Below are 17,526 nucleotides of genomic sequence, written 5' to 3'. Positions count from 1 at the left end.
AAACGGGCGTGCGGAACGGGTCTATACAATGTATTCAAGCCAGACCGTTTTATCAACCTGTTGTAGCGGCACTGTAATCCGGTCGCCGCTCTTCAGCTCCAGCCCGCTGCTCGCATCGACGGCGCGGCCCGATTTTTCAACCGTCCCAGCCGAACCGTTTTTGAGCAGGATGCGATCGCTCTTGCCCGGCATAAAGACCATCTTCTCAGTCTCCTTGAACTCGGGCGCCAGCTGCAACATCTGATGGAGCGTGAATTTGCCCTTGAAGGCAGTCAGCTTCTTATATTGCGGATAGGTCTTCTCTCCTGTATTCTCATCGCGGATCTCGATGACCATCTGGCCGACGAAGCCGCGGCTCGCCTTCTTCCATGCCGCAAGGAGGAACCCGGCGGCCAGAGCGAGTACGATAAGGCCGATGCCCGCATAGACGATCCACATCGGGAACGGCTTGTCCGCCTCTCCATCGCCTGCGCCCGCTTGAGCGGATGCCCCGGCACCCGCCGGCTTGGCGCTCACCTTGACCGGCTCCGTCTCCCGATAGAAGCTCTTCTCCTCCGCTCTTACTTTGATCTCGTAATCGTGCTTGTCCTTCACCTCGAATTCCCCTTCGAAGCGGTCGCCCGCCTGATTAAGGGGGAGATCGACCGTATCGCCGGTGTCGAGGTCCTTGACATTCAGCACGGCGCTCATGTTCCGGTACAGCGCATCGTTCTGCAACTGCTGGCCATTGCTGGCCAAGTAAGCACCAATTTTGATTTTATCGCCCTTGTGATAGGTTTTGGACGGAATCGGGTCCATTGTCAACTCCAGATCGTAGTTGAAGACAAGGTTAATATCGATCCTGTCCTTGTCCGCCCCCTTGACCTGCAGCTTCCAGTCGCCCTGGCCCGGTTGGAGCAGCTTCAGGAGCGAATAGCTCTTTGAACGGGACATCTGGACGTCATCCGAAGGAATCGCGACCTCCTTGCCAGACGGATCGTACAGCTTCCATTCGACCGGCTTCAAGGACATGATGGAAATATTGGCCTCCATCACGTTCGCGTTCGGGACGTTCACCGTTACGTTCTGATAGCTCCCGTTCCCGGTGATCGACTGGACCGGAACGATCTTCAGCTTCTGATGGCTGGCAAAAATTTCACTCAATATTTGCGGCAGGTCGTCTGCGGACGACGTGACGAACGACTTGCCATTCGTCTGCTGCGACAATTCCGCCAGCGCTTCCTTATTCAACTGCCCGTCAGCGTTCAAGCCGATCGTGTAGATCGGGATGCCCTTCCGCTTCGCCTCTTCTACCGCCGCGCTCAGTTCCTGATCCGACTCCGCCTGCGTACGACCGCCGTTCTTGTTCAAGTAGTTGTTGCCGTCAGCCAGCAGCACGATCATCGGATCATGGGCCGGGTCAGATCCCTGCTGAAGCACCTTGACGGCTTCCTTCACCCCGACCGCGATGTCGGTATAGGGCCCGCGGTTCAATTGGTCGATGAACTGCTTCAGATCCTCCTTGTCCGCCTGGGACTGAATATTCAGCAGCGCTTTCTCGCGCTCGATTGTATCGGTATAAGCGACGATACCGACTTTGTCTCCCGAGGAAGACAGCATATCGACGAACATCTTCATCGCTTCGTTGCCGATCTTGTCTTTATCGCTCGTATCCATCGAATGGCTCACATCGACAACAAGCATGGCATCGATCTTCGAGGCCGCCTGGGCAGCCTGCGCCGCGGGCGCCTTGCCGATCCAGGGCAGCAAGCCGAATGCCAAAGTGAACAACATCATGTAAGCAGCAAATTTTCTCCACAGCATCGTTGTACTCCTTTATCAAAAAATGATAGGTTAATGGCAGGCATACAAGCCGCACGGAGGACGGCACTCTATTGTTATACCTGATCGTTCTTAAAATTAGATGAAAATGTGCTGAATTTCCTTGGTTTCCCCGCTTCGATATGATCTGAAATGACAATATATTTACTGATTTACCACCAATCTGTCATAATGATATAATCAGTGACTGTAAAGTTCAACCTCATTCGGCACAATGCAACAGAGATAAAGTCATCCGAATGAAGGATATCCTTGTCGAAAATTGTCTCATTAGGATACGATACAAAGACCCGCAGCCGTGGCAGATGGTTATGGGCTTGTGGAACCTCTCCTATTTTACTAGTTTACAGTCAAAGGAAGGGACGCTCTATGTTAGCATACGCTTGCATCGCAGTTTTGTTTCTATTTGTCGCCAGCCAGGCCGTCTTCTATTGGGTTCGACGGAAGACGACGCCTTCGCCGGCGGAGATTGACGCCCGGCTTGTCGCTGTCGTGAACGGCGAGAGCGAGAGAACACCATGAAAAAATTACCTGTCTATTTCAGATCGTACCGCAAGCCGAAGCAGCTCTATCATCTTGTACATCGCTGCGCCTCATGCCAGGCCTTCACCGCGTTGGAGGAAGAAGTCTGTCCGGTCTGCGGCAAAGCCTCGCTGCGCCCGATCGAACGTCAAGCGGCCGCCCGGGTGAGACGATCGATGCACACGAAGCGGCTTCTCGCCCTGCTGCTCGGGCTCATCGGCATCCTGCTCAGCGATTCCTTCGGGCAGATGGCACTCTGCGCCGCAGCGTCCATCCTATTGATCGGCCTGCTCTGGTTCGTCCAACGGAAGGCGATGTCCTCCGAAGCCAGCCGCGAGCTGGGCCAGTTGCTGCAGCGCGAGCAGGAGCAGCTGGCCCAGGACATATTCCGCGACTGGGAGCATGCCTTCTCACACTGGGATGACGACAAGCAGCTCACCTACGAGCTGCTGCGCGAGCTCCGGCCGTTAATCCGCAACGATACGATACGGCTGCAGCAGTTGGCGCTGCTTCATTACTTCTCGCTGCGCAAAGATATGGGGCTGGAGCTGGAACCGCTCTTGCTACAGCAATACGATCCGCTGTTGGCCGATTATATCGGCGAGATCGCCAAAATCAAGCGGGATCTGATCAAGGACCGCGCGTTCCAGTACGTCATCCATTATGAGCCGGAAATCCTCGGACTGAACAGCGGCCAGGATATTCTCGCGGGCGTGGCCGGCGCGGCCGTGCGTATGAAGCGATACGTGCTCGCCTATCCCGGATTGATCCGGCGCTACGCCCATCGGCTGCCGAAGGAGCGCTTGCTCAGGCTGCACAGGATGATCCGGCAACACCCGCACGAGAAATGGGATCGCGTAGCCGACGAGGTGAACCGGATTGTGCACGAGAATTACGAATGGGATCCTGACTTTCAGGACTCGGACGGGAGAGGCTGATAGATATGACGATCTGAGACGTCCTAAACCCGCGGAATTTGATGATCTTGTTATGCGTTGTCGTGGTGGTAATGATTGGGTTCAAGGGGATTCATATTGGGGAATACGAAGCGGCGATCAGCCACTATGAGGCGTTGACCGGCTTCCGCGACACATCCGCGGACATCGAGGCCGTCCTGCTCGCATGGGCCGCGGCGGATCCGTCCCGTCTACTGCCGGAAGGGGCCTATCCGTTCGTCAGCGGCGCCAGGACCGGTTCGCCGCCAAAGTGTACGCCGTGGCGATCGATTCGGCGCGGCGCGTGTACTATGCGGCTTGGGACGGCCAATCGCGGCCGACGGTGCTGCGGGGTGGAGCTTCAAACCATCTTTATACTGGAAAATTATATTTCGGAGCTTGTTACGCCGTGGATTATCGCCTCAATCATGGCACGTCCTCATTTGGCGAGCACATCGCTTGCGACCGACGATAGCTTGATGTTCATTCTGCCTCCAGAACATGAACGATGTTTCGGTAATCATTCAGCGTCAGCTCCAATTCACTTGAAAGCCCGTGTAGTGATTCAGTGGTACTGGAAATTTGCTGCATGATGGAATGATGCTCTTGGATAGCCTGCGTGACATTGTTCATTTCCGAGGTTGCCTTCACAGCAATCTGCTCCGTCTTTTGCATGTTTGCAGCAAGCTGTTCCGTACCTGCTGCTATTTCTTCAACCGAAGAGGATACCTCCTGCATTTGGCCTGCAACTTCGCCAATTGACAGCTTGATAAACTCGAAAGCGCCCCCGGCTTCATTCACCGCTCTAAGACCATCATCAACCTGTTCAGCTACGACGCTGGTAGAGCCGACGGCTTGTGACGTTTCTCTCAGGATCTCCGTTACAACTTCTGTCACCTGCTTAGCTGATTGAGAGGATTGCTCAGCCAAGCTGCGCACCTCGCTGGCAATGACCGAAAATCCGCGTCCATTATCTCCGAAGCGGGCAGCTTCGATCGCGGCGTTTAAGGCAAGCAGATGAGTTTGTTCCGCAATCTCGCGGATAATCGATACGAACGAAACAATTTTACGGGAACTCTCTTCCATACGATTCATGATCTCTACAAGGGATTGAACGGTTGAATTCGTCTCTTCCATCCATTCAATGGCATGAAGAATGGATTCCTGTCCTTTGGTTGCGTTGATAGACGATTCGTGTGCAGCGCTTGTTGCTTCGTCAGCATTAACGGAAATATGCCGGATCGCTGCCGCGACGTCACTTACCGTACTGGAGCTGACCCGGATCATTTCGGTTTGCTCGTTGGAGTCGGCGGATACACTATGCGTTGCTTCCTTGATAATATCGTAAACATAAAAACCTAGTTCCGCGCTGCCTTTTACTTCATGAAGCATACCCACCATTTTCGAAATTTTGGCGCTTACTTGCTCCGATAGTTCCCGATAATTGAGCATTCCCTGCTCGGCTAAAAGCTTGCCTATCGTTACGTCATCCACTTGGAGATGGTCCGAGATCGTCCCGGTACTTGCCTGCCTCTCTTGCAAGCCAGCCAATCCTAACATCCGCATGGAAACGCCGTAGCCGGCAACTGCAGTTAGCACTAGACTCATAATCAGACCCGCGTAGACGGGAAGACCAAGCAAAAAGCAAATGACGTTGATGAAAAGTGCAGCTCCTGCATACAATCCTGCACCCTGCAGTCCTATTTTTTTATGTGATTGCTGTAAATGAGGTTGATTAAATTTCATGATATTTGACTACGCCACCTATCTGATTGCACCCGGTGTCATAAGACACCGGGTGCAATTTTCAGTTAATTTTTTAAGAAAGCTTCTGCTTCTTCCCGTTTTTCGAAGGCGTCTACCACCTCGCCGAACATGCGTTTCATCTGCAACTTGCTAATCGCAGAGCCAGTGTAGTAAGCCCATTTCCTCATGCCTTTATCTACCGATAATTGGCCAAGATGAGCCAATTTTTCAGCAACATCCTTCGTAAACAACTGACCTTCACTAAAATCGGTCATACCGACAAAGCCAGGTTTTACACTCTCAAGTATTTTGATGTAATCGGCAATGTAGTTGTCCACATTGTTCTTGTTAATTTCGATTACTTTTACATCGATACGGTTTTTTACTGGATCGTAATGGTTTTTATACATGTGCTTTCCCCCATCTGAATAAAAAATATGATTTCATGAAAGGATCACGCGAAAAATCGAGTAGCCTTGCTATTTTCGAAATTTTTGGCGCTTACTTGCTCAGAAAGTTCCCGATCAGCGAGCATCCCCTGCTCGAATGTCACCTTGCCGACCGTTTCGTCCGTTACTCTTTTAAGAAAGCTTCGGCTTCTTCCCGTGTTACGAAGGTGTCTGCCACCTCGCCGTACATGCGATCCATCTGTAACTTTATCTCAGGGGTGGCGTAGTTCGCCCATTTCCTCAAGCCTTTCCCTACCGTTACCTGGGAAAGTGGATCTAATTTTTCACAAATTTCCTTCGTAAACAACTGACCTTCACTAAGATCGGCCATACCGATAAAGCCGGGTTTTACACACTCCAGCACTTTGATGTAGTCGGCAATGTAGTTGTCCACATTGTCCTTGTTAATCTCGATTATTATTATATCGACACGGTTTTCTGTTGGATTATATTGGATTTTATACATGTTAATTCCTCCGTTTATATAAAAAGTTTCGTCCGTTAATTTGTTAAGAAATGTTCGGCTTCTTCCCGTTTTTCGAAGGCGTCTGCCAACTCGCCGAACATGCGTTTCATCTGCAGCTTGCTAATCGCAGAGCCGGTGTAATAAGCCCATTTCCTCATGCCTTTATCTACCGATACTGGGCCAAGGGAGCCCAACTTTTCAGCAACATCCGGCGTAACCAACTGACTTTCACTAAGATCGGCCAAACCGATAAAGCCGGGCTTTACGCTCTCCAGCACTTTGGTGTAGTCGGCAATGTAGTTGTCCACATTGTCCTTGTTAATTTTGATTATTTTTATATCGATACGGTTTTTTACTGGATCGTAATGCATTGTGTACATGTTCTTTCCTCCAATTGAAAAAATATCGTATTAGATAAACCCTTCATCCCTGCAATGTGCAAACATTCTTTGCATCATCGGAGTATTTAATGGAGACCACTCAAAACCAAGTTTCGACAAAATTCCAGTTGTTTTATCACTACGGATTCTGAACATTGTGGTAAAGATGGCTTCTTCCATCCAGCCGTAATGAAGCATGATCTGCTCGATCGCATGCTTGTATCGCTCATCATCATAATGCTCCAGCAGATAATTGATGAAGGAGTCAAACGGTAAAAGCTCTACCTTGCGGTTCAAGGGATTTTGCTGCAGTACCGCACCTACTCCGGCTTCATACGGGTTGGCGATATGGAATACTTCATTTTGCAGCGCCGCGATATCGGCTAACTGTACAATCGCTTTGCTGGACTGGTCAACGTAAGTAAAGTCAATATCGTTGTATTCTCCAGGCACCGTCCCCAGTTCAAGGAAGGACTTCAGCGTCGTATAGAACGCGTTATCGGCGATATTTTCCTGGAAACGACCCGTTTGCGAATGGAATACGATGTTGCCAAGGCGGTATATGCTGGCAACCGTTCCCCGATCCCGTGCGGCCACAACAAGACGCTCCGCTTCGAATTTTGTTTTTGCGTAATAGTTCTCGAACTGCTGTCCCAGATCCAAGTCATACTCGGTGAAGCTGACATGCCTGCTTCCTTCGATGACCCCTGTAGCTACTCCAAGCGTCGAGATATGATGCATATGCTTCGGCTTGCCTTCGGCGGCAAAGTTCAGCAGGTTGTGCGTTGCCTTCACGTTTTGCAGCTCGAAATCGGCATAACTTCCATAATGCTTCACGTTGGCTGCCGCATGAATGACCGCATCTACCCGATGCAGAAGCGCTACGTAACGCTCTTCCGCCAGGCCCAACCTGTCTTTCGTGATATCGCCGGCATGGACATGGATACGGTCTTCATGCCGCTCAAACCAGCCCTTGCCGAAGTAATAAGCGCACTTTTGTCGCAAGCGCTCCTTCGCTTCACGGTCTGAGCCTGCACGGACGATCGCATGTACATCCCAGGCCTTTACATGGATCGAATCATGAAGCAAATGGGCACCCAAATAGCCTGTTGCCCCAGTCAACAGCACCTCACTGTAGCGATTCAGCGCTGTAAAATCGACGGAATCGTAGTTCATGTTCCGGCGGTTGTAGCATACTTCCTCCGCTGAAAAATCGATTTCCTTCAGTTGGGCATAGTTTTGCTTGACCTGTTCGAGTCGCTGTTGCAGATGATTTGTCTTCGGTTTGATTTTTCCCGCAAGGGCAGCGATCGTCTGATATTCGAACATATCGTTCATCCCGATTTCAAACTGCTTCTGCAGCCTTGCCACCACAACCGTCGCTTTCAGCGAGTGCCCGCCAAGCTCAAAGAAATTGTCGTAAATGCCGACCCGATCGACCTGAAGCACGGCTTGCCACACATCGGCTACGGCCTGTTCCAACTCCGTTCGCGGACCCGCCTCATCCTTGCTTCGCCCATGGGAGGCATCCGGATCCGGCAGTGCTTTGCGGTCGATTTTGCCGTTAGGGGTCAGCGGCATGTCCAACAACTGTAGGAAATAGGAAGGAATCATGTAATCCGGCAGCTGCATGCCGATATGATCCCGCAGATTTCGATTTGTCAGCTCTACTGCCGCTGTGAAATAAGCGCATAGGTAGTGACTGCCTTTTTCATCCGTTTTGGCGACAACAATCGCCTCCGATACCGCTGGATGATTCAACAGGCTGTTTTCGACTTCGCCGAGTTCGATGCGGAACCCGCGAATTTTAACCTGATGATCCAGTCGTCCCAAAAACTCAATCGTACCTTCCTTCGTCCATCGGGCCAGGTCACCCGTCTTGTACATCCGCGTTCCCTGAACAAACGGGTTGGGTACAAAGCGCTCATGGGTCATCTCCAGGTTATTGTGATACCCACGCCCAACGTTATCTCCAGCGATATAAAGTTCACCGACAATGCCCACCGGCTGGGGTTGAAGATATTCGTTCACGATATAGATTTGCGTATTCGATATCGGCTTGCCAATCGGAGGCAGCTCTGGAATCACTCCGGCCGGATCGATCGTGTGTGTCGTTGCCACGTGCGTTTCCGACGGTCCATAGTGATTGTGCAGATGTACGCCGTACCGTTGTAAGTGCTCGCGGAATTTCTCCGGGACGATCAGTTGCTCTCCGGCGGTAATGACATGCTTGACCGCAGACGGGAAGCGGTCTGCATATTCCTGTTCATTCAGAATAAACGTTAGGAACGATACGGGCATAAATAAAATCTCAATGCCATTGTTTTCAATGTGCGACAGCAGCTCGCCCACGTTCATCCGCAGGTCGCTCGGAATCATGTGCAAGGTGCCCCCCGCAGCTAACGTCGACCATATTTCCTGGGAGCAGACGTCGAAACTGATCGTTGTAAATTGAAGCACATTGCCGCTATAATCCACGTTGGTTGCGGTGTACTCGTAATGCAGTAGATTTACGATGTTGCGGTGCTCGATCATAACGCCCTTCGGTGTACCCGTTGTTCCCGATGTATAAATCACATACAGTAGATCAGCAGACTTGTTCACAGAAGGCAAATTGTCCGCGTATCCGCTATATGCCTCCTCGTCGTCAATCAAGATCGTGTCGCCCGTGTAAGTGACATGGCCGGCCAGATGTCTCTGGGTCAAGAGCAATGTCGTATTGCTGTTTCCTAGCATATACACGATCCGATCCTGCGGATATTCAGGATCTATCGTAACATAGGCTCCGCCTGCCTTCAAAATGGCCAACAACCCGACGATCATCTCGAAAGAACGATCCACCATCAGCCCGACGACTTGATCAGGTACAACGCCTTTGGACCGCAGTGTGTAAGCGAGACGGTTCGACCGCTCGTTCAGCTCGCGGTAGGACATGGACTGATCACCAAATACGAGCGCGGGCTTGTCCGGCGTACATTGCACCTGTTCCTCGAAAAGTTCATGGATGGTCATATGATCCCGGTAAGGCGATACCGTATCGTTGAATTGATGGATAACGAAGCGCTCTTCTTCCGCATTCAGCATATCCAGCTCGCCTATCTTTTTGTCCGGATGCTCGATAGCATCCGCAAGCATCCTCAAGAAACGACTGCCGAACGCTTCCACCGTGTTCTGTTCAAACAAATCGGTACAGTATTGAAGATCAATGCGGATTCGGTCTGACTCCTCCGTAATGTCCACCATCAAATCGTATTTCGAGATCGGATGGAAATAGGGATGAAGAGATACGTTTGCCCCCTCAAGCCGAAGCTCCAGTGTGCCTGTATTTTGCATGACAAACAACGTGTCGAACAGCAGGTTGCGGCTTGCATCCCGCCGAATATTCAAAGAACGGACCAGTTCCTCTAGTTCGTAATCCTGATGCTCGAAGGTATGCAATAAGGCTGCCTTCACTTCATGTAGTAGTTCGGCAAATGGCTTGCTCTTCTCCGGGTAGCAACGCACAGGCACCGTATTCACGAACATTCCGATCAGAGGCTGCACCTCTTCTTGCCGTCTTCCCGCCAGCGGAACGCCTGTAATGACGTCCTCCTGATTGGTGTAACGGGATAAAAGCGCATGGTATCCAGCAAACAGTACCATAAATGGCGTCGTCCCTGTTGAAGCCGCGAATGCCTTCAGTCGGCCGGTGTTCTCCTCGTCAAGACACAGAGATATGGTATTCCCCTTAAAGCTTTGCTTAGCGGGGCGTTCAAAGTCCGCCGGCAGTTGAAGAATAGGCAGCTCACCCGCCAAGGTCTTCTCCCAGTAGGCATGCATGTCCTGGCCACTGCGACGTTGTGCCGCATTCGTCTGCCAGACGGCAAAATCCGCGAACCCAATCGCTTGCTCCGGCAACATTTCACCGCGGTACCGTCTGGATAGCTCGTCGAAAAAGACATTTGCTGATACGCCATCCACGACAATATGATGGAAATCGACCAGGAGCACAGAGGTGTTGGACCCGCATGCGATAATCCAAGCCCGAACCAGTGGGGCCTGCGTCAGATCGAAAGGTTGGATAAGCGAGCCTATTAGCTCCTGCAGACCTTCTTCCGACGATTCCTCCAGCTTAAGTTCGAACACAACTTGTTCATGAATGCGCTGAACGATCTCCTCGTTCTCCCAGTGGAAGGACGTCCGCAGTGCATCATGTCTCTCGATCATCGCACAGAATGCCTGCTCAAGCCGTTGGTGATGAACAGAACCGTCGATCCGGAAGGCAAATGGCGCATGATAAGCCGTACCCACCTGTTCCATCTGCTCGATAACATATAGACGCCGCTGAGCGGAAGCAACCGGATAGGTCTCCTGAACCGGCACCTTCGTAATGGGAGGGCCGGATTGCGATATCCGCGGGTTGCCATCCACAACCTCTGCTGCCTGCTTGCCACTTGAAGCAGCTTGTTCCAGCCATTGTGCCTGCTCGCGAACCGTCGGATTCCCGAATAATACGGCAATCGGAACCGAAAGATTGTACTGTCTTTCCAGCTTCATCTGCAGCTTAACGAGCTTCAATGAGTCACCGCCAACCGTAAAAAACGATTCCCTCACACCGATGCGTTCTATTCCGAGCACTTCGCACCACAGTTTCGCAATTCCCACTTCCCAATCTCCCACCGGGGCCTCGAAATTTTCCTCGTCGGTTGAGGCCATAGGCGCAGGCAGCACCCGCCGGTCTACTTTGCCATTCGCGGTAAGAGGAAGCTTTTCCAATTGTACGAGCTTCGTTGGCACCATGTACTCCGGCAGAGATTCTGTTAAAAACTCGCTCATTTCATCGTACGAAAATGGACCGCAAGCCACCACGTAAGCGCATAAGTACTTCGCTCCGGCAGCATCTTCAAGGTCGATAACGATGGCCTCGGAGACCTGCGGATGCTGCGATAGCCGATGTTCAATCTCGCCGGTCTCGATCCGGAAGCCTCTAATTTTCACTTGATGGTCGATCCGGCCGAGGAATTCAATGACTCCGTCCTCCGTCCATCTGGCCAGATCGCCCGTCCGATACAAGCGTTCTCCACCAATTACATCGCTGACAGCAAATTTCTCGCTTGTCAACTCGGGTTGATTCAAATAACCGCGAGCGAGTCCGCTGCCTGCAATACATAGTTCCCCTGGAAGGCCGATCGGCTGTGGGTGTCCGTACGCGTCTGTTATGTAAATCTTGCAGTTGTCGACCGGATATCCGATGGGAATGTTCTCGTTAAGCTCCGTCACGCGATATGCGGTCGTGACCACCGTGTTCTCTGTCGGCCCGTAACAGTTGTACAACGCATAGGTCGGGTGGCTGAACGACTTGAGTTTGTCCCCTCCGGCAAGCAAAATCCGCAGGGAAGGATGTTCTAGGGTCATAAAGTGTTCACAAAACTGGGTCGGCAGGAAGCTGATGGTAATGGCATTGTTCGTAAAGTATGCATGCAGTGCGGCAGCGTCGAGCCGGATTTCTTCCGGTATAACGTGAATGGAAGCACCGGACACAAGGTACGGGAACATCTCCCACACCGAGGCATCAAAACCGAAGCCTGCATATTTCGTAGCGCGGTCTTTGTCCGTAACCCTAAATTGTCTGTTGTGCCACATGCAAAGATTTACGAGTGAACGATGCTCGATCATCACCCCTTTTGGCCGACCGGTCGAGCCAGAAGTATAAATAATGTAGGCCAGGTCATCCGCTCTTACCGGTACATCGGAAGGCTCCTTCATCTCCGCTGGCGCTTCCGAGTCTGGATCAGTTGCCTTGTTCAAGGCGTTAACAGCACAAACGATTTCTCCCTTGAATTGGATTGTGCCGTCCATCTTCACCCGCGGCTCGGTCACGAGCAGTTCCGTCCCACTGTCTTCGAGCATATATCGCACCCTATCAGCAGGATAAGCGGGATCTATCGGTAAATAAGCCGAACCCGTCTTCAATATCGCGATAACACCAATCATCATCTCCAGGGAAGGATGGGCCAGTATGCCAACGATGCGCCCTTTACCAGCTCCCTTGCGTATCAGCACACGAGCGAGTTTGTTAGCCTGTTCATTAAGCTCGCCGTAGGTCAATGACTTCTCCTTGTAAACCACTGCCGTATGATCCGGAGTCTTCACAACCTGCTCTTCGAACCATTCATGAATCGTGCAGTTTCGCTCGAAAGGATGTTCCGTCGCATTCCACCCTGCCAGAACTTCCTTTTCTTCGTTCGAAATTAGGTTGAGCTCACTTATCCTCGTACCTGGAACGCATAAGCACGCTTCCATTATTTTTTGAAGATGCATGCACATCCTGCGAATGGAGTTATCCGTAAATGCTCCCTGTGTATACCGGATGGTCAATCCGCCGTCCCATTGTTCGTGGTAAGCAACCGCGATCTCAAATTTGCCCTGCAAGTCTGCATCCCTGAACTCGGATCCCACCAATATCGCCGTGTTGCATACAGGCAGTTCCCCTTCAAGTTCACATACAGCAGATAATTCATCCAGGCTTACGGCCTTTAACCGGTTCTCATCCATAACAGAGGCGGCTACATTCATCGTCTCTTGCATCGTAGTCCCCGCCTGCCCTGACATCATGAACGGAAACACCTGACCCGGATGTTCGAGCACAGCAAAAGCGACTTCCTCTCGCCTTACATATTTCATCAGCAATATTCCCCATGCAACACCTAGCAAATGCTTGGCGTTAAACCGCTCGGTCTGTGAGAAACGCCGAACAATTTGTTGACATTCTTGTGGCCAGGGATAAACAAAGGTTTGTAAGGAGCCGTCAGACATTCCAGACGGAATCCGAAGAATGGTCCGTTCTTCCAATTGATCTAAATAAGGCTTCCACCCCCGTAATTCGGATAGTTCCGTTGTTAACAGCGACATTTTCATCTTCCTTTGCAATTTCATCTGCAATTTCATCGTTGCGCATAAATCTGAAAACTTAAAATCTGAAAACAAAGCAACCATCCGTGTCAACACGGCAGAAGCAGGTTCACGTTTTGCGCCTCCCTTGCCCTGTATTTCGCCGCTTTCTGACATGTATCATCCGGAAGCTGTTGTTCACCCTCACCATTGCCCCAGAAAATATATCGGATAATTTATCTTATTTTTTTAGTATCTGTTCATATATACATATGTTTGAAGTGAAAAAATGTATCCTAATAGGGAAGCGTCAACTAGCCCACACCTTGTTCTCAGAATTTGGGGTATTTTCCGATACGGGAACGGGTTCAGTCACATGTAAATTATTTTCAAAAACAAGGACATAACCTATCGATGAAACGATAAAAGAATACATGGAACACAAAATAGTTAACTCCCTAAATTTTAGTTGGTGGAGTGGAAGATGGATTGTCAAGGTGATAAATGCGCTATTTATTACTGTATTCGAGACAGAATAATCACGCTATTGCGGTTCTATTCTATTTTTGATATCGTTCTAAAAGCCCAGTAATCCTGTAATATTTTTCTTATTACTAGACGTTATTAGTAGTTTTTCGACATGTTCCAACGGAGAAGGGAATGGGAAGATAGGGAATAGTCCCCTTACCCTCCATACGAAATAGAGGTAAGCTTGATTCATGTATCGACATCATTTGACAAAATCATTGTATTCCCTACCGCCCGCAAGAAAGGAGGCTTACGTTTGAGAATGCATTCATTCCGCAAGTACATATTTTTGGCCCTTAGCGTCTTGCTGCTTGCCAGCATGGTGTTGCCGGGAGTAGCGGGCGCGACTGAAAAAATGGACGGCAGCGATAGGATTACCGTGATCGTAGAACTGCAACAGGAACCGGTGAACGTCGCAGAAGCTCAGGCCGCGAGTACACAGTCCTTGTTCGGCGACGATGTCGAGAGCGATATCCGGCAAGAGCATCACCAATTCCGCAGCGCCCTGAAGCCGTTGCAAGCCTCGATCCGTTACGAGTTCCGTCATGTATTCAATGGATTTTCGGTCCGCATACCTGCCAACAAGGTTGATGATTTGCTAACGATTCCTGGTGTCAAGGCCGTCTATCCGAACGCGGAATTCCAAGCGGCTTCGAACGGGACGAGCGCTGATGGCGACAGCGCCTGGATGCATAAAAGTGCGTACTCTATCGGAGCGAATGACTTATGGGATAGGGGCTATGAGGGAGCAGGCATCAAGGTCGGGGTGCTTGACTCTGGTGTCGATTACCATCATCCGAGCCTGAAGGGCGCCTTGAAAGGCGGGTATGATTTCGTCGATAACGACGATGATCCGATGGAGACGCGACCAGACAAGACAAAGCCCAAAAAAGACGGAAAAGAGTATCATACCACCCATGGCACGCATGTCGCGGGAACGATTGTCGGCAGAGGAAATGGCGATCATCCCGGCGACAGCGGCAAGATCCGTGGAATTGCGCCGCAGGCAGACCTGTATGCTTATCGCGTTACCGGGCCATATGGCACAGCATCTCAGGAAGCCGTTATTCGCGCCATTGAGCATGCCGTCTACCAAGATCAGGTAGATGTTCTCAATCTGTCGCTCGGCAGCGATTACAACTTCCAGTACAGCGCGCAATCGGTTGCGCTGGACAATGCGACCAAAGCCGGGGTCGTCGTGGTCGTCGCTGCAGGCAATTACGGACCGAAGCCGCATACGCTGGGAAGTCCGGGAGGAGAAGAGGCGGCCATTTCCGTTGCCGCCTCTTCTCCTCCGGTCCTGACCCCGGTGTTTCACGTCGATGGACTATATCGGAAGTTTTTCCCGCGTCACGCCACTTCATCTCCGATTCTGGCCGTAGATAAGCCGCTTGAAGCGGTTTATGCCGGAATCGGAAAGAAAAAGGATTACAAAAACAAAAACGTGAAAGGGAAGCTCGTGGTCGTCTCCCACGGCCAGATCAGCGCCGGGGAAAAATCAAGAAACGCGAAACATGCTGGAGCTGCGGCGCTCATTATTTGCAGCGATCTGGCTCCTTACCTCCATGGGGAGGGCTATGAATTTGTTCCTACTTATGGCATTTCGGGAGATGACGGTATTATCTTGACAAATCATATTCGATCCGGTTCGGTGAAAAAGGTTGTCTGCACCAATATCGAGGAGCAAGGGCTTTGGTCCGGTAGCGCACGCGGTCCTGCGCTGCCGGACTATACGCTGAAGCCGGACATTGCCGCACCGGGCGTGGCCATCCTGTCATCCGTGCCGGCTTGGGACGGCAATTACGAACATGCGTATGAAAGCTTCCAAGGCACGAGCATGGCTGCACCGCATATCGCCGGTGCTGCAGCATTGCTGGTGGAGTATTCCCGCAAGAACAACCTTGATCTGAGTCCGGATGAAATCAAGGCGCTGATGATGAATCATGCCGTAGATCTGGTAGATCTGAAGGATCGCATGAGGAAACGGTATAAGCTGACGGAACAAGGTGCAGGCCAGGTTGATTTGAAGCGCTGCGTAGAGGCCCCGGCGATCGCCTTAGTGCAAGAGTCAGCGAGCGTCACGCTTAAAGATAATCCGAGCGCACCGTTCGAATATGAAACGGGCAGCCTCTCGTTCGGGGCTATTTCTTCGGCGAATACGGTGAAGAAAACGGTACGGCTGAAGAGCATCTCCAATGCCCGTCAGCCCTATTCCGTCTCCATTGATTGGCCTACAGGCGGCGGAATCGTAACGTCGAGTAAGGCAACCGTTAGCCCCGGGCAGACGTTCGACGTGAGATTGCACATCCCGGCTCACGTAACAGGGAATTATGAAGGTCATGTCATTTTGAAAGGCGACGGTGGCCACGAGATCAGGCTTCCTGTCAGCGTGTATGTCAGCGCACAATCTGAAGTGCCCGTACTCGAGTGGCTTAAGGTCAGCCCGGATGTATTTGCGCCGAACGGGCATCCCAACCATAATAAGACGATGCTAAGTATGCAGTTCAATACAAAAATTAACGATTTCAAACTAACTGTCCTGAATCTCCATGAACATCATAACAATAGTAATGTCTCGAAAAAACAATAAAATCAAACCTTAAACTTTAACTACATGTATTCAACGTATATAGATACATTTCTTAAGCTAACCTGCTTCGTTAACTAAATAAAGAACATTGAGCTGCATATGCAACTCAATGTTCTTTAATTTACGCCCTCGTCACTTTAAGTGTATACCTTCACAAATATTGAGTTTAATTTTTAGTAAGGTATTGTTTTAACTTATTCGCATCTTCAGAAGGGTATTGATATTCGAGAATACTAGCTACTTCAATAGCTACTTGCTCAAACAAGTCAATTGTTTCAAAAAATGCATTCCACACTTGTTCATAATCTCCACTAGGATAGGTTTTCATCAATCTTTTCCACACATCGTTATCAAGGTAGCACTTCAAATACTTACTGTTTTTTCCTACACTCAAAGAAAAATTGGTTTCTATACCAACTTTCCACTCAAGCATTGTTAGTAACATTTCTCTTACACTATTTAAGTGGTCATAAGCGTAAAGTATTTCTTGTCTCCATAACCCTTTTGCCACATAAGTTGAAACCCACCAAAATTCATTACAACAATCTGCAAAAAATTCAGCAGAAGGCTTTTTTACCCAGTAATCTTTATCTGTTGGTTCAGAAAGCTTAGGCATATTCCCATCTTTATCTAATAAAATAACTGTTAATCCATCTTCAGAACAATAAATATCTTTTTCCTCAATCGGAATCAGCATTAAATCAATTCTATTACCATCCTCAAATAACATTAAATATGTGAATCTTCCACCTAATTCAGGTGGAAACATTGCCATATCCTCTGGTGTTTGCATTATTATTCTTTTCCCAAAAACAGTTATCCAATCAGGATTGATTAGAAACGATTGTAAGTCAGATACAAGATAAACAATATCATAATCTCTGAAAGTGTCTTTAGGTACATTAGAATTTGTTCGAGAACCATTCATTGCAACAGCTCGTACTCTCTCATCTTTCTTAGCTACTCGTAATATCAATTCCATCATTTCTTTTTCTGAACGCATTTTTTCTCCTCCTAAATATTTTATTTCTTTATACGCATTCCTATTAGAAGGGCCTCTAATTACTAATAAACAATGTTATATAAAATGCTCTATTATTGACATCCTAACTCCTCCAATCATTTTGTGAAAATCGGATGTAAAATACCCAATATCATCGGTTGAAAATTGCCCACTTACAACCGACATACTCTCCGGAGGGAGAGAGTCGAGATTGGT

The 17,526-nt window shown here is 49.8% G+C and carries 11 protein-coding genes; 4 read left to right on the top strand and 7 right to left on the bottom strand.

Annotated elements, in window-relative coordinates; all coding sequences use genetic code 11:
* Positions 1-21 precede the first annotated feature (21 nt).
* The gene (locus PPOP_RS02270; protein WP_006284410.1) at positions 22-1,803 is read right to left on the bottom strand and encodes a VWA domain-containing protein; all 1,782 of its coding nucleotides are present in this window, start codon (positions 1,801-1,803) and stop codon (positions 22-24) included.
* A 387-nt stretch (positions 1,804-2,190) separates the two neighbouring features.
* Here PPOP_RS02270 and PPOP_RS23250 point away from each other — a divergent pair, with 387 nt between their 5' ends.
* The 3 genes from PPOP_RS23250 to PPOP_RS02260 all read left to right on the top strand — a co-directional run bounded on the left by PPOP_RS23250 (position 2,191) and on the right by PPOP_RS02260 (position 3,753).
* Positions 2,191-2,343, top strand: coding sequence for a hypothetical protein (locus PPOP_RS23250; RefSeq protein ID WP_199898931.1), 153 nt, complete (start codon positions 2,191-2,193; stop codon positions 2,341-2,343).
* Complete coding sequence (locus PPOP_RS02265) at positions 2,340-3,281, top strand: hypothetical protein (RefSeq protein WP_042227073.1); 942 nt, start codon at positions 2,340-2,342, stop codon at positions 3,279-3,281. Before PPOP_RS23250 ends, PPOP_RS02265 begins: the two co-directional genes overlap by 4 nt.
* A 184-nt stretch (positions 3,282-3,465) precedes the next feature.
* Entirely contained in the window at positions 3,466-3,753 is a 288-nt protein-coding gene (locus PPOP_RS02260) for a hypothetical protein (RefSeq protein ID WP_042227071.1), read from the top strand.
* Positions 3,754-3,761: 8 nt separating this feature from the next.
* Here PPOP_RS02260 and PPOP_RS02255 read toward each other — a convergent pair whose 3' ends face one another.
* From PPOP_RS02255 to PPOP_RS02235, 5 genes are all read right to left on the bottom strand, one after another.
* Positions 3,762-5,024, bottom strand: coding sequence for a methyl-accepting chemotaxis protein (locus tag PPOP_RS02255; RefSeq protein WP_006284408.1), 1,263 nt, complete (start codon positions 5,022-5,024; stop codon positions 3,762-3,764).
* Between the two features lie 65 nt (positions 5,025-5,089).
* Positions 5,090-5,434, bottom strand: coding sequence for a hypothetical protein (locus tag PPOP_RS02250; protein ID WP_006284407.1), 345 nt, complete (start codon positions 5,432-5,434; stop codon positions 5,090-5,092).
* A 163-nt stretch (positions 5,435-5,597) separates the two neighbouring features.
* Entirely contained in the window at positions 5,598-5,939 is a 342-nt protein-coding gene (locus PPOP_RS02245) for a hypothetical protein (RefSeq protein WP_006284405.1), read from the bottom strand.
* Between the two features lie 35 nt (positions 5,940-5,974).
* Complete coding sequence (locus PPOP_RS02240) at positions 5,975-6,319, bottom strand: hypothetical protein (RefSeq protein ID WP_006284404.1); 345 nt, start codon at positions 6,317-6,319, stop codon at positions 5,975-5,977.
* Positions 6,320-6,349: 30 nt separating this feature from the next.
* Positions 6,350-12,982, bottom strand: a complete 6,633-nt coding sequence (locus PPOP_RS02235) for a non-ribosomal peptide synthetase (protein WP_159101802.1) — start codon at positions 12,980-12,982, stop codon at positions 6,350-6,352.
* 997 nt (positions 12,983-13,979) lie between these two features.
* On the opposite strand from PPOP_RS02235, the gene PPOP_RS02230 reads away from it, so the two are divergent.
* On the top strand, positions 13,980-16,307 hold the full coding sequence (locus tag PPOP_RS02230) for a S8 family serine peptidase (RefSeq protein ID WP_006284401.1): 2,328 nt from the start codon (positions 13,980-13,982) through the stop codon (positions 16,305-16,307).
* Between the two features lie 166 nt (positions 16,308-16,473).
* On the opposite strand, the gene PPOP_RS02225 is transcribed toward PPOP_RS02230, so the two are convergent.
* Positions 16,474-17,310, bottom strand: coding sequence for an aminoglycoside 6-adenylyltransferase (locus PPOP_RS02225; protein WP_006284400.1), 837 nt, complete (start codon positions 17,308-17,310; stop codon positions 16,474-16,476).
* Positions 17,311-17,526: the final 216 nt, after the last annotated feature.

Source organism: Paenibacillus popilliae ATCC 14706 (assembly GCF_000315235.1).
GTDB lineage: Bacteria > Bacillota > Bacilli > Paenibacillales > Paenibacillaceae > Paenibacillus_B > Paenibacillus_B popilliae.
This window is presented reverse-complemented; position numbering and strand designations above follow the sequence as displayed.